The 12,912-nt window shown below is 54.2% G+C and carries 13 protein-coding genes; 4 read left to right on the forward strand and 9 right to left on the reverse strand.

Translation table 11 applies throughout. The features are described 5' to 3' along the window. The first annotated feature begins 14 nt into the window (after nt 1-14). Complete coding sequence (locus tag K6L24_RS03425) at nt 15-317, forward strand: hypothetical protein (protein ID WP_062745971.1); 303 nt, start codon at nt 15-17, stop codon at nt 315-317. A 170-nt stretch (nt 318-487) separates the two neighbouring features. Here K6L24_RS03425 and K6L24_RS03430 read toward each other — a convergent pair whose 3' ends face one another. The 5 genes from K6L24_RS03430 to K6L24_RS03450 form a co-directional block, all read right to left on the reverse strand. Beyond that, complete coding sequence (locus tag K6L24_RS03430; protein WP_062745975.1) at nt 488-1,930, reverse strand: 6-phospho-beta-glucosidase; 1,443 nt, start codon at nt 1,928-1,930, stop codon at nt 488-490. Nucleotides 1,931-1,997: 67 nt separating this feature from the next. Beyond that, entirely contained in the window at nt 1,998-3,425 is a 1,428-nt protein-coding gene (locus tag K6L24_RS03435; RefSeq protein WP_062745977.1) for a glycoside hydrolase family 1 protein, read from the reverse strand. An 86-nt stretch (nt 3,426-3,511) separates the two neighbouring features. Continuing rightward, a complete protein-coding gene (locus K6L24_RS03440) occupies nt 3,512-3,835 on the reverse strand; it encodes a PTS lactose/cellobiose transporter subunit IIA (RefSeq protein ID WP_062745981.1) in 324 nt (107 codons plus the stop codon). After that, nucleotides 3,835-5,157 (reverse strand): PTS sugar transporter subunit IIC, encoded by a 1,323-nt coding sequence (locus K6L24_RS03445; RefSeq protein ID WP_062745984.1) that lies wholly within the window; start codon nt 5,155-5,157, stop codon nt 3,835-3,837. Before K6L24_RS03445 ends, K6L24_RS03440 begins: the two co-directional genes overlap by 1 nt. After that, nucleotides 5,154-5,477: a PTS sugar transporter subunit IIB gene (locus K6L24_RS03450; RefSeq protein WP_062745986.1), complete on the reverse strand. Its 324-nt coding sequence runs from the start codon at nt 5,475-5,477 to the stop codon at nt 5,154-5,156. Before K6L24_RS03450 ends, K6L24_RS03445 begins: the two co-directional genes overlap by 4 nt. 165 nt (nt 5,478-5,642) lie before the next feature. On the opposite strand from K6L24_RS03450, the gene K6L24_RS03455 reads away from it, so the two are divergent. Together K6L24_RS03455 and wzz(fepE) are read left to right on the forward strand one after the other, a co-directional pair. Then, on the forward strand, nt 5,643-6,665 hold the full coding sequence (locus tag K6L24_RS03455) for a LacI family DNA-binding transcriptional regulator (protein ID WP_062745988.1): 1,023 nt from the start codon (nt 5,643-5,645) through the stop codon (nt 6,663-6,665). Between the two features lie 290 nt (nt 6,666-6,955). Continuing rightward, on the forward strand, nt 6,956-8,098 hold the full coding sequence (gene wzz(fepE), locus K6L24_RS03460; RefSeq protein WP_062745990.1) for an LPS O-antigen length regulator Wzz(fepE): 1,143 nt from the start codon (nt 6,956-6,958) through the stop codon (nt 8,096-8,098). A gap of 45 nt (nt 8,099-8,143) precedes the next feature. On the opposite strand, the gene K6L24_RS03465 is transcribed toward wzz(fepE), so the two are convergent. Genes K6L24_RS03465 through K6L24_RS03475 form a run of 3 tightly spaced genes read right to left on the reverse strand, consistent with a single transcriptional unit; the run spans nt 8,144 to nt 10,586 of the window. Then, nucleotides 8,144-9,439, reverse strand: a complete 1,296-nt coding sequence (locus tag K6L24_RS03465) for a cytosine permease (protein ID WP_062745991.1) — start codon at nt 9,437-9,439, stop codon at nt 8,144-8,146. Between the two features lie 22 nt (nt 9,440-9,461). Next, the gene (locus tag K6L24_RS03470) at nt 9,462-10,151 is read right to left on the reverse strand and encodes a helix-turn-helix transcriptional regulator (RefSeq protein ID WP_062745992.1); all 690 of its coding nucleotides are present in this window, start codon (nt 10,149-10,151) and stop codon (nt 9,462-9,464) included. A gap of 24 nt (nt 10,152-10,175) precedes the next feature. Then, nucleotides 10,176-10,586: a GNAT family N-acetyltransferase gene (locus K6L24_RS03475; protein ID WP_118665569.1), complete on the reverse strand. Its 411-nt coding sequence runs from the start codon at nt 10,584-10,586 to the stop codon at nt 10,176-10,178. A 517-nt stretch (nt 10,587-11,103) separates the two neighbouring features. Here K6L24_RS03475 and K6L24_RS03480 point away from each other — a divergent pair. Beyond that, nucleotides 11,104-12,555: a methyl-accepting chemotaxis protein gene (locus tag K6L24_RS03480; protein ID WP_222681951.1), complete on the forward strand. Its 1,452-nt coding sequence runs from the start codon at nt 11,104-11,106 to the stop codon at nt 12,553-12,555. A 6-nt stretch (nt 12,556-12,561) separates the two neighbouring features. Here K6L24_RS03480 and K6L24_RS03485 read toward each other — a convergent pair whose 3' ends face one another. Beyond that, nucleotides 12,562-12,900, reverse strand: a complete 339-nt coding sequence (locus K6L24_RS03485) for a hypothetical protein (RefSeq protein WP_191927609.1) — start codon at nt 12,898-12,900, stop codon at nt 12,562-12,564. Nucleotides 12,901-12,912: the final 12 nt, after the last annotated feature.

The following is a 12,912-nucleotide window of genomic DNA, read 5'->3' on the forward strand; positions in this document are numbered from 1 at the left end:
ATTCAGGAGGCTTTATGGATGCGATTGATAAGATCTTACAACAGGCATTACCGGCTAAAGCCTGTGCCGAGGCGTTGAATGAGCTGGGTAAGCAATTTATGGCACAGGAGGACAGCGACAGCGCCATTCAGTGCTGGGAGGAGAGTATGTCGCGCTACGGCAAACCGGGTTTTGCCCAGGCACAACTGATGAAAGCTTACAACGCCAAACGCCGCGCCTGTTCGCAGGCGGGTGACGGTCAGGGCGTGGAGCGCTACTCGGAAAAAATCGACGGACTGATGCAGCAGAGTAAGGACGCGATCCGCTACGGGTTTTGAAAGGCGATGCTGGCGGTGGTGCCGCTGAACCGCATCGGTACGCCTGACTGCGTGCTGAACCTGACGGGATGCTGCTGGCCGGACTGCGATGGATCTGCAGCGGTCAGCAGGTGAGACAGGGGCGTTACCGGGGGGACCTTCTTTTTCGGTCGCCCCGGTTTTAAACCCTGTTACAGATCTGCGCCGTTGCTGGTAATCACCTGCTTATACCAGTTGAAGCTTTTCTTTTTCGAACGGGCCATCGTGCCGGTGCCGTCGTCGTTTTTATCCACGTGGATAAAGCCGTAACGTTTGTTGTACTGGCCGGTGGTGAACGATACGCAGTCCAGGCAGCCCCACGGGGTATACCCCATCAGGTCCACGCCATCTTCCAGTACCGCAATTTTCATCTGCTCGATATGGGCTTTCAAATAGGCGATGCGGTAGTCATCATTGATCTGGCCGTCGGCTTCAACGGTGTCGTAGGCACCAAAGCCGTTTTCAACGATAAACATCGGCTTCTGATAGCGTTCCCAGAAGGCATTCAGCGTATAACGCAGGCCTACCGGGTCAATCTGCCAGCCCCAGTCGGACGCTTTGACATGCGGGTTCGGACGGCTGCCCGGGAAGCCTTCGATATGGCGTCCGTCGTCGCTGTCTTTGGCGGAGAACTGCACCGCATTACTCATGTAGTAGCTGAAGCCCAGGTAGTCAGCACAGCCGTCGCGCAGGTCCTGCTCATCCCCGGGCTGCATCTCAATCTGATAGCCTTTACGTTCCCACTCTTTCAGGATGTAGGAGGGGTAGTAGCCGCGCAGATGCACGTCACCGAACAGGTAGCGCTCACGCATCGACTCCTGCGCAAACATCACATCGTCCGGGTGGCATGACCACGGGTAGAGCGGGACGATGGCCAGCATACAGCCGATCTGCAGGTCAGGATTAATCTGGTGGCCCAGTTTCACCACCTGCGCACTGGCCACAAACTGGTGATGCAGCACCTGATACATCGCCTGCTCGGGTTGTTCATGCTCGTTAAAAATCACCCCGGAGTTACAGTAGCCAAACAGCGGGTAGCGCCAGTTACGCTGATTGTTGATCTCGTTAAAGGTCATCCAGTATTTCACTTTGTGCTGATAACGTTTCAGCACCACTTCGCTGTAGCGCACAAAGAAGTCCACCACTTTGCGGTTCAGCCAGCCACCGTACTCTTTCACCAGATGCACCGGCATCTCGAAGTGGGACAGGGTGATGACCGGCTCGATACCGTGCTTCAGCAGTTCGTCAAACAGGTCATCATAGAACTTCAGCCCTTCTTCATTAGGCTCCTGTTCGTCACCTTTAGGGAAAATGCGTGTCCAGGCGATCGACGTACGGAAACACTTAAAGCCCATCTCGGCAAACAGCGCGATGTCTTCTTTATAACGATGGTAAAAATCCACCGCCAGGTGGTTAGGGTAGTGGTGCGCCGGATCAATACCGTCGGTGATCACCCGGTCAACGCCGTGCGCACCGCCGGACAGGACATCGACAATACAGGGACCCTTACCGCCCTGATCCCAGCCGCCTTCCACCTGGTGTGCTGCGACCGCGCCGCCCCATAAAAAATCTTTTGGTAATTGCTGCTCTGACATAATCTGTCCTTTCTGGTGAGATTAACAACGTCTGTAAAAAAACCGCGCCGCAGGGGCACGGTGAGAATTAATAATCGATCGCTTTATCTAAGTTGGCGCCGTTGGTGTTGATCACCCGCTGATACCAGCTGAAGCTTTTCTTACGGTAACGAGCCAGATCTTTCAGATCGTGTTCGTCACGGTTGACGTAGATAAAACCATAACGCTTGCTGATCCCCTGATGGGTGCTGACCAGATCGATCGCCGACCACGGACAGTAACCGAAGATCTCCACGCCATCGCTGATGGCTAACTGCAGTTGCGCCAGATGATCGCTGAGGTAAGCAATGCGATAGTCATCATAGATCTTATTGCCCGCCGCCAGCTCGTCGAACGCCCCCAGGCCGTTTTCGGTGACAATCAGCGGCAGGTGGTAACGGTCGTAGATCTCACGTGCGGTAATGCGGAAGCCAACGGGGTCAACGTACCAGTTAAACTGGTTTTTCTTCAGGTGCGGGTTATTGGTGCCGACGTACACGCTTTTATCAATGCCCGCCATCTGCTGGTCCACTTTCTGCATTCCTTCCCCTTCGCTGCCCAGTTCGGCGGCGACGGTGGCAGAGGCATAGTAGTTAAAGGCAATAAAGTCCGGCTTCGCCTGTTTCAGCAGCGTCATATCGCCCTCAGTGATGGTGGGCAGCCAGCCTTTTTCCTGCATAAAGCGCCAGGCGATGGTGTTGTAACGGCCATAGCAGGCGAGGTCGAGGTACAGCCAGTTGCGAATCGAGGTAAAGTTATTGGCTGCCAGCATGTCTTCCGGTTTGGCACTGGCCGGATAAACGCAGGAAATATTCGGGGCCGGGCCGATTTTTGCCGCCGGCAGCATCTCGTGGCAGGCGATCATCGCCCGCGCCTGGGCCAGCATCATATGGTGATTCTGTTGATACAGGGTCTTATGCGGATCAGGCGTTCCCTCCGGTAGCGTACCGATGACGTCCCCTTTAAGGATCATCATGTTCTGCTCATTGATGGTCAGCCAGTATTTCACCCGGTCGCCAAACAGCGCGAAGCAGGTACGGGCAAAATGTTCAAAGGCGGTAATCGTGGCCGGATCTGACCAGCCGCCTTTCACCTGAAGCGCCCACGGCAGGTCAAAGTGATACAGCGTAACCAGCGGCTCAATCCCCTTATCGGTCAGGGCGGTGATCAGCTGCTGATAGAACTCAACGCCTTTAGCATTAATTTCCCCGGTTCCCTGCGGAAACAGCCGGCTCCAGGAGATCGACAGGCGGTAGGTTTTCAGGCCCAGTTCAGCGAACAGTGCCACATCCTCAGCGAAGCGATGGTAGTGATCGCTGGTGACGGTAAAATCAGTCAGGCGCGGATCAAAACGGGCTTTATCAATGACCGACGGCCCTTTACCGTCCTGGTCTGAAGCGCCTTCAACCTGATAGGCCGAGGTCGACGCTCCCCATAAAAATCCGTCAGGGAAGGGCGTAAGCTCACGATATTGCATCCTGTTCTCCTTGCGTTTTGGACGGGGCAGGCGTGCCTGACTCCCGGGGGACGAAATTGTCTGTCACGGGCTGGCGGAATAAAGGGTCAGCCCTTTTGTTTCAGTGCCTGGACTTCGCGATGCAGAAGGATGATCTCTTCGGCCAGTTCGCGGCACAGCATGGCGTTCATCAGATGGTCCTGCGCATGCACCAGAATCAGGTTGACCGGCACCTTACCCACCCCCTCGTCAGCACCGATCAGTGCCGTCTGGATTTTATGCGCCGCCTTTGCGGCGGCCCCTGCGGCAGCCAGCTGGGCATCCGCTTCCTGCCAGTCATAACTGCGTGCAGCGCGCAGCGCCTGCATGGAGCATGAGCGGGCTTCACCGGCATGAATGATCAGCTCCATCACCGTTGTTTCCATATCCATTATCGGTTCTCCACGGCGTTCAGTTCGGCTTCTGCCGGAGTGGGTTTTTCCTGTTTTAACAGCTCGCGTTCGTACATTTTGAAGAAGGGATAGTAAATCAGCGTCGAGACCACAATCAGCACGCCGACCAGAATCACCGCACGGAAGTCCCAGCCGGTGGACCAGGCGGCACCAATCGGGCCGGGGGTCGTCCACGGGGCCAGCGACACCACGTGGTTCACCAGATCGGTACGCGTCGCCACCCAGGCAATGATCGCATTGACCAGCGGGGCGGTGATAAAGGGAATAAACAGCAGCGGGTTCATCACTACCGGGGAACCAAAGATAATCGGCTCGTTAATGTTAAACATGCTGGGAACCAGGCCCAGCTTACCGATAGAACGAAGATGTGCTGAACGGCTGCGCAGATACAGGAACACCAGCCCCATGGTGGAACCAGACCCACCAACGACAATAAAGAACTGCCAGAAGGGTTCGATAAAGATCTGCGTAATCGGCTCACCGGCATTCAGCGCCTGCTGGTTAATCCCGAGATTGGTCAGCCAGAAGGCCTGCAATATGCCGCCAACGATCACCGCGCCGTGGATACCGGCAAACCACAGCAGGTGGCAGAGCAGCACGGCAATCAGCACCGCAGGCAGTGAGTCAGACGCCGAGATGATTGGCTTGAAGAGCGCCATAATCGCCTGCGGTAACAGCATGCCGAACTGATCCTGCACCAGCAGGCTGAGTGGGAACAGCGTCAGGAAAATCGCCAGAATCGGGATCAGCAGGTCAAACGACTGGCGGATTTTGGGGGGAACCTGCTCCGGCAGCTTAAAGCCAATATGGTGTTTCTGCAGGAAGTGCATCAGTTCGGTGGAATAGAGGCTGACGATAATCGCCGTAAAGATGCCTTCTCCGCCCAGCGATCCCACCGGCAGGGCACCGTTGCTCTGGGGGGACGCCACTAACAGGAATGACATCAGCGACAGACAGGCAGCCATAAAGCCATTCATCTTATAGCTGATTGCCAGGTTATAGGCGATGGCGGCGGCGATATACACCGCCATGATGCCCATGGTCATGTTGTACGGCATCATGATCTGCGCGGAATGACGCTCGACCATCCCCAGCCACCAGCGGGCAAAGGCCCACTGGCTGTCGGCACCAAACGGCGGATGGGCGAACAGCAGCATAAACGAACCCACAATCAGGAACGGCATCGAGGAGATAAACCCGTCTTTGATTGCCACCACGTGGCGCTGGCTGGACAGCCTTGCCGCAATGGGGCTGATCCGGTTCTCTATCACGCCGAACAGAGACTCGCTGAAGCGACTCATTGCTGGGGCCCGCCGTTCTGGATCATCGCCAGCGCTTCCGTGAGGATCTTTTCACCGTTCATCATGCCGTAATCCATGGTATTGATGACCGCAATAGGCTTATTCAGCTCATCAGCCAGCGGCTTAAAATCCACCAGCTTATATTTAATTTGTGGGCCCAGCAGACAGCAATCGTAGTCGGCTATTCGCTCATTAAACTCATCCAGACCGACGGCATTAATCTCTACAGCAATCCCTTTTTCTTTAGCGGATTTTTCCATCCGCTGGACGACCATACTGGTAGACATACCTGCAGCACAACAGAGTAAGATTTTATTCATGGTTGTTCTCCGGTCTGGGTTTCCTTAATAAATAGCCGAAAGGAACCCGTTTCTGCAACCGGTTTCATATTCATTAATTTGTTCTGTGAGCAGGATCGCAAAGGTATGGGAGTACGATAAAACAGGCTATTATGACCACAAGAGTTTCGCTTTCAGGATGCCACAATGATTACCATGCTGGACGTTGCAAAAAAGGCGGGCGTATCAAAAGCGACCGTATCCCGGGTGCTGGCGGGAAACAGTTACGTCAGCAAGAGCACGCAGGAAAGAGTTTTTAAAGCCATTGAAGAGACCGGTTATCGGCCGAATTTACTCGCGCGTAACCTGGCGACCAGCAAATCGCAAAATATTGGGCTGGTGGTGACGAATACGCTGTATAACGGCCCCTATTTTAGCGAGCTGTTATTCCAGGCGGCAACGTTAACGGAACAGCATGGCAGACAGCTGCTGCTGGCAGACGGCAAACATGACGCCCGTCAGGAGCGTCAGGCTATTGAGTTTTTACTCGATCTGCGCTGTGATGCGATTATTATTTATCCGCGTTTTCTCAATACCATCGAACTTGACGAGATTATTGAAAAAACCCATAAACCCATTATCGTCGTCAATCGTCAGCTGGAAAAACACCCCGAACACTGTGTGATCGCGGCGCATGAGCAGAACACGTTTGATGCCGTCAATTATCTGGTTTCCCGGGGCCATCGTGATATCGCCTTTATTTCCGGCTCACCCGATTCACCGACCGGTAACAGCCGCCTGAACGGCTATACGCAGGCCCTGCGGGCGCATCATATTGCCTTTAATGCCCAGCGTCTGGCGCAGGGAAGCTGGTCATTACAGAGTGGCTATGAGGCGGGGCTGGCGCTGCTGGAGCAGGGCGCTGAATTTACCGCGCTGGTGGCCAGCAACGATGACATGGCGATTGGTGCGGCTAAGGCGCTGTCTGCCGCCGGTAAGCGTATTCCGCAGGATGTTTCCCTGCTCAGTTTCGATGATATTCCCATGGCCGCGTTTTTTGTTCCGCCGCTGACTACCGTCCATGTGCCGGTCGGGGAGATGATTATGCATACGCTGGAGAAACTGGTAATGATGCTGGATGGCAAGCCTGCAGAGCCCTTGCCGGCGTTTAACGGTCAGCTGATCGTACGTGATTCCGTGGTGGCCGGCCCCTATCTGGGACGCACCTGACCTCCTCCGGGCCGGGACTGGATGGGGTTGAACAGGCTGTTTGCCTGTCTGAAAAATATCCCCGTCATACAGAGGTTCTGACTGAACCTTAATAACACAGGGTTATTATTGGGTTAAATAATATTTCCCCGGACAGGTATTTCATCCCCGCATTTGTATTGATTTGACGTGAAAATGACATGATAATACGCGGGCAAAAATCTCTGTTAATTCACTGAACGTTGTATGGAAATACGATGCATTTATGCTATCGGTTTTCCTGTACCCGGTCGCCTTAAAGGAATGGAATCATGAGTGACATCAAAATGGATGATATTTCATCTGCACGCCCTGGTAATCAGGCACTGAAGCCTTATGTGCATCAGGACGATGAACTCGATCTGCTGGGGTTACTGAGTATTCTGCTTAACCGTAAGTTCTTTGTGATTGCGATTACCGGACTGGCCGTGCTGGCCGGGGCGGGCATGAGTTATCTGATTCCGCAGCGCTGGACCAGTTCCGCCGTGCTGGTGCCCGCAGAGGCACCACAGTTGCGTAGTATGGAAAAAATCCTGACCGAACTGAACGTACTGGATATTAAAACGGATATCACCCCTGACTCGCTGCTGTCTGATTTTATGCGTAACTTTGATTCGCGCAGCCTGCGCGAGAAATATCTGGTTAATACCACTTATTTTAAAGAGCTGGCAAAAGACAAAGCAGATACACCGGATACCCGTAACCGGCTGGTGAATGCCATTTTGCAGGGAAATATCGATTCGCACAGCTCCGTGCAAGATAAAGATGCCGCGAAAAAAGAGTATCGCTACTACGAAATTAAATACACTGCCGAAAACCCCGTTGCCGCCCGCGATCTGCTGGAGGGGTACATTAATTATGTTTCGGATGTGGTGCAGAGTGAGTTACATCAGCGCATCAACTACCAGATTGATATGCTGAAAGGCAAAGCCATCGGACAATATAATCTGGATGTCAGCCGTGCCGAAAACGCCCACCGAATCAAACTGGAACGTTTGCAATACGCGCTGCAGATTGCTAACTCCGCCGGGCTGAAGCAGCCGTCGTGGAGCAATGGCCGTACCATTCAGGATGACCCGGACTTTTCAGTGACACTGGGCGCGGATGGCCTGGCGCGCAAACTTCAGATTGAGCAGGCGATCTCCGATCCTGCCCGGCTGAGTGCCGACTTACAGAACCGCCGGCTGTATATTGAAAAACTGAACGCGGTGAAAATTAATGAGCTGCACGTTGAGCCGTTCAAATACATGCGTGCGCCCTATGAGCCTATCCAGCGTGATGCGCCAAAACGGTCGCTGATTGTTCTGCTGTTTGGTCTGGCAGGCCTCATCGCCAGCTGCAGCTACGTGCTGCTGAACCATGCGATGAAAAATCGCAGTCAGCCTGTTGATCTCCTGCCGAAACGCCTGAACTAAGCGGCTATCCGGGCAGCGCATAGCGCTGCTGCCCGGCTCACCTGTTTACACGGCCGGAGTGACTGCCCGCTTGCGCAGTGCCAGGCACAGCACATAATAAATGACGCACGAAACCAGCAGCGAATTGATTGTTGGCACCCCCCATTCGGTCACCAGGCCAATCACACTGCCAATCAGCGTGGCGATAATCGCCGTCCAGCCAATCACCGGCGTTTCGCTTTCATTCGGTAATTTTCCCTCAGCCCGGCTTCTGTCCAGCACGGCACGATGGGAACGCAGCAGCAGGTAATCAACCAGCATAATGCCGAGGATCGGCGGGAATACCACGCCCAGTACGGTGAGGAAATCGACGAAGCGGTCAAGGATGCCCAGTACTGAAAGCAGCGTACCTAACACACCAATGGCCAGCGTGGTGTGACGATATTGCAGCTTCCTGCCACTGATACCTTCCACGGCGTTAATCACCCCCAGGGAAGAGGAGTAGAGGTTAAGATCGTTCACGCGCAGCGTGGAGAGGATCACTACCAGCAGTCCGACGCCGCCCGCCACCTGTGACATGATGGTCACCACATCGGCGGTTTGCAGCGTACGTGCAATCATGATCGCCAGGCCGTTAACGATAAACTCACCGGCAATAATGGTCAGCAGCGTCACGCCAGCGACATGCTTAGACGATCGGGAATAGCGCGTCAGATCCGGCGTCATCAGGCTGGCCACAATCGCGCCGCCCACCACCATGGTGATTGCTGCACTGATGGTCAGCGGGCTGCCCGTCGGTGGCAGATCAATAATCTGTTGCAGGGTATGCCCGGACAACGTCTGGAAAGATATAAAACCGACCAGGCAGATAAACAGTGGTACCGCGATACGCGCCGTGACGCGCAGCGCTTTGAAACCGAAGGTCACCAGCACGGTCAGCAGCAGACCGGAAAGCGTAGCGGCCAGCGGGAAGCCCAGTACGCCACCGAGGGCGAAATTCAGCGATTTGGCAAAGATGGCATTCTGAATGCCAAACCAGCCCAGCAGGCTGACGGCTACCACCAGCCCAATCAGGACGGAACCAATCCGACCGAAGCCACACCAGCGGGCCAGCAGACTGCCTGAGATCCCTTCTTTCATCCCGGCGTAGCCCAGACCGAAGGTGACAATACCAAAAATCACACTCCCGGCCAGGATGGCCAGAAAGGCCGAGGCGAGACTCATGGAGTCGCCCAGCACCGCGCCCAGCATAAACTGGTCAAGTGCGGTCAGCATGCCCATGTGGACAACGGCAACGCTTAAAAAAGAGACGCGTTTATTCTCAGGCACGCGACTGAGTGGGTAATCTTCAATACGAATCAAGTTGAGTTTCCTTCGCAAAAAATTAAATAAACTGGATGCCCTTTTCGATCAGACGATCCGGTATAAAATTATCTAACCCAGCCTGGCGACAATATTCTTCAAACTGGCTCAGTGTGTGCACCCCGGCCTTCTGATAGATGTTATAGATGCGGTTTTCTACCGTGCGGTGGCTGAGGTTATAAATCCGGGCAATCTCCTTCGTTGATAAGCGTTGCAGCATCAGAAACAGCGTATCCAGTTCGGAACGGGTAAACAGGTTATTGCTGACTTCGGTGGTCAGTACCCCGGGTTTTTGCTGTGTGATGTACTTCAGGGGGGACATGGTATCCAGCAGTTTCGCATTCCAGGCGATGCCAATGAATTCACCGGCTGCATCATGCAGGGGGATCTTCTCGCTCACGTAGGGCGTTAAGCTTTTCTGGCCGAACCAGTAATGGGTTTCAATCACCGCTACGCGTCCGTTGGAGGCCAGTGTCCGGCGATCGTGCTCGATCAGCGCCTCTTCACACTCGGCCCAGGAGGCGGGAAAGTCGCTGTCCAGCTGGCCTTCAATATTGAATTTCTGCGGCGTATTGGTGTAAAGATACGCCGCTTTATTCATATAAAGATGGCGGGATTCAGGATCTTTAATGCCCCAGGGTTCGGATAAGTGTTCCATCATGGCAATCAGTGCACTGAAGTCTGACCGTGCTTTATCGTCCGGCAATTCCATTTTTCCCCCTGAGGACTGTCTCTGTTAAATCTTTTTCGCCAGGTAGTGACGGGTATGCAGGTGTGCATAATCGCCAAGCTCACCATAGTCCGAATAGCCTAATTTCTCGTAAAACCCTTTTGCCTGGAAATCGAAGGTGTCCACGTAGGCCATATGACAGCCACGCTGTCTGGCTTCTTCTTCTGCCGCCAGCATCAGATCGCGGCCCACACCCTGACCCCGGCAGGCGTCGCTGACCCACAGATACTGGACTTCCAGCCCACCCCACCAGGTTCTTGCTACCAGGCCTGCCGTAATCTGCTGATTTTCATCACGCTGGGTCAGGAAAAGCGGGTGGATATCCACGGGTGTCGTTTTCGCATTGTGCTGCCACAGGCTGTCGATGACGAATGCCTCATCGGCGGCAGATGGACGATCGGTAACGGTAATTTTCATTGGCCTCATGCTCTCATTATTTGAATAATTATTAATAAGATTACTTGTACATTACCAATGCGTAATTATCATTTTAATTCGTCGGTGACAAGAGTGTTTTCCCCCCTTACTACGGCGCGAAAAAACGCTTATGGTATGCATCACGGACGGCACTTCTTTGCAGACACAACTAATATCCTGTCGTCCTTCCAATTTGGCAAGGCAATCTTTAGCCTCACCAGGGAAAATTACACAGCACGCCTCTTTTTCAGCGACCAAAACAGCGGCGGATGAAAAAGCGATAAATAAAGAAGTCTGATACTGATGAAGGTTGTCACTTCAGTAAATCTTTTCAAAGTATCTGTTTTAACAAAAAAGCCGCTCACTGAGCGGCTTTTTTTACAGCCCGCTTTCCCGTCCGATCCCCTCCTGCCGTTCCTGCCGACTCCGACATGTTAAAAACCAGTAAAGTTTGTAATGGTTTCTGCCGTTAATACTGTTTTAAGGATGCTTACTCTATATTGACAGGGAGACCAGTATGATCGACGCATCGTTAACGCCGGCCACTGCCGGGAAGAATGAGATTCTTTCTCTGGAGAAAATCTGGCGGCAGGCTGACTTTCTGATGCTTTTCCTGTCATGGGGAATGTGGGGCATCGCCTGCATAGTGGGATGGCTGATGGGGTCATTCCTGCTGGCATTGACCGTTGGTGGGGCGCTGGCCATCATTGCCACCCTGATCCGTTTTGCCGGGCCTGGGCGTCTCTTTACCCGGCTGTGGTTTGCCTTTACCCTGCTCGCTTTCTCTGCCCTGTTAATTCAGCTGGGGAAAGGCGAGGTTGAGTACCACTTCTTTATCTTTGTTCTTCTTTCTGCCTTACTGGCCTATCGCGATTATCGTCCACTGCTGATGGGGGCGGCTACTGCTGCCGTTCACCACACCCTGTTTAACTACTTACAGGAAAATGACCTTTACGGCATCGTCTGCTTTACGCATCCCGGCTTTCATATGGTGGTGTTTCACGCCATTTTTGTTGTAGCGCAGACAGCGATCCTGATCTTCATCGCCCACCGCATGGCGGCGGATGCCCGTGCGGCCTGTGAGGTGGCAAAACTGGCCGCATGGATCAATCGTGAGCCAGGTCGTCTGACCCTGGCGCAGGAAGATAACCGCAGCGAAACCGCGTTTGCCCGCACCTTCAGCAGCACGCTGGGTACCATGCGCAGCACCCTGAACCAGGTGAGTGAAGGGATCAGCACGCTACGCGAGGAGTCGGTCAGCATTCTGCAGCGTAACGCTGCGCTCTCGCAGCGAACCGACGAGCAGGCCCGCGCACTGGCCGTGGCCACTGGTGCCATGGAGCAGATGAGCACCGCGGCGGCAATCACCAGCGAAAAGACCCATGCGGCACAGCAGCTGGTGCAGGGGGCAAACCGGGTAGCCCTGCGCGGTGGGGACAATATTGCCTCTGCGGTCAGTTCGATGGCGCAGATAGAGCAGGAGTCGCAGCGTATCAATGTCATTCTTGAACTGATTGACAGCATTGCATTCCAGACCAATATTCTGTCGCTGAACGCCTCGGTCGAAGCCGCGAATGCCGGTCAGCACGGAAAGGGCTTTGCCGTGGTGGCGTCAGAAGTGCGTATCCTGGCCGGACGATGCGAAAATGCGGCGAAGGATATCCGGCACCTTATCTCCACCTCTGTTGAACGTACCCGGAGCGGAACCGAACAGGTCGCGGCGGCGGGCGAAACCATGCAGGAAATTATTCATACCATTAACGGTCTCAACGATCTGGTACGCGAGCTGGCCGGGATGAATGACCAGCAGCTCAGTCGTATTACGCAGATGAAGGAGAGTGTGGAGAGCATCGATCTCAGCGTGCAGCATAACCAGCAGCACGTTGCCGAAACACTGGAAGTGGCACAGCAGCAGCAGCGCCAGGCAGAAGCGGTACAGCAGGCGATCGCGGTGTTCCGCTTCACCTGATAGCCCTCAGCGCCCGGCGGCAGCCATCACCTGAATACAGCTGTCGATGTCTCTGGCCGCCGTGGCCTGTTGATCGGCACTCAGTGCCTGATATTTCTCAATCGACGCCCGGCCAGACCGGTCGTCATAGCTGATCTGCTTGATCGAGTAAGCGCTATTTTCGTTAATGATGACGGTACGGATTTTATTGACGAAATCCCGATCGCTGGTGGGCGCACCGAGGGCGACGACCGCCGCGCAGGCTGCGGCATCATAATGAGGATCGGGCGCCGGACTGCGGAACATAAACCACCACAGGGCCAGGGCGGCAACAGCCAGCATCAACAGCGGGAACAGCTTTTTCATGACCACAACTCA

It is taken from the genome of Erwinia persicina (assembly GCF_019844095.1).
Taxonomy (GTDB): Bacteria; Pseudomonadota; Gammaproteobacteria; order Enterobacterales; family Enterobacteriaceae; genus Erwinia; species Erwinia persicina.

Excerpts from the sequence above, each read along its gene's own strand:
- K6L24_RS03435 (WP_062745977.1), bottom strand. The coding sequence starts at position 3,425 with ATGCAATATCGTGAGCTTACGCCCTTCCCTGACGGATTTTTATGGGGA.
- K6L24_RS03450 (WP_062745986.1), bottom strand. The coding sequence starts at position 5,477 with ATGAATAAAATCTTACTCTGTTGTGCTGCAGGTATGTCTACCAGTATG.
- K6L24_RS03425 (WP_062745971.1), top strand. The coding sequence starts at position 15 with ATGGATGCGATTGATAAGATCTTACAACAGGCATTACCGGCTAAAGCC.
- K6L24_RS03470 (WP_062745992.1), bottom strand. The coding sequence starts at position 10,151 with ATGGAATTGCCGGACGATAAAGCACGGTCAGACTTCAGTGCACTGATT.
- K6L24_RS03430 (WP_062745975.1), bottom strand. The coding sequence starts at position 1,930 with ATGTCAGAGCAGCAATTACCAAAAGATTTTTTATGGGGCGGCGCGGTC.
- K6L24_RS03440 (WP_062745981.1), bottom strand. The coding sequence starts at position 3,835 with ATGGATATGGAAACAACGGTGATGGAGCTGATCATTCATGCCGGTGAA.
- K6L24_RS03480 (WP_222681951.1), top strand. The coding sequence starts at position 11,104 with ATGATCGACGCATCGTTAACGCCGGCCACTGCCGGGAAGAATGAGATT.
- K6L24_RS03455 (WP_062745988.1), top strand. The coding sequence starts at position 5,643 with ATGATTACCATGCTGGACGTTGCAAAAAAGGCGGGCGTATCAAAAGCG.
- K6L24_RS03445 (WP_062745984.1), bottom strand. The coding sequence starts at position 5,157 with ATGAGTCGCTTCAGCGAGTCTCTGTTCGGCGTGATAGAGAACCGGATC.
- K6L24_RS03485 (WP_191927609.1), bottom strand. The coding sequence starts at position 12,900 with ATGAAAAAGCTGTTCCCGCTGTTGATGCTGGCTGTTGCCGCCCTGGCC.
- K6L24_RS03475 (WP_118665569.1), bottom strand. The coding sequence starts at position 10,586 with ATGAAAATTACCGTTACCGATCGTCCATCTGCCGCCGATGAGGCATTC.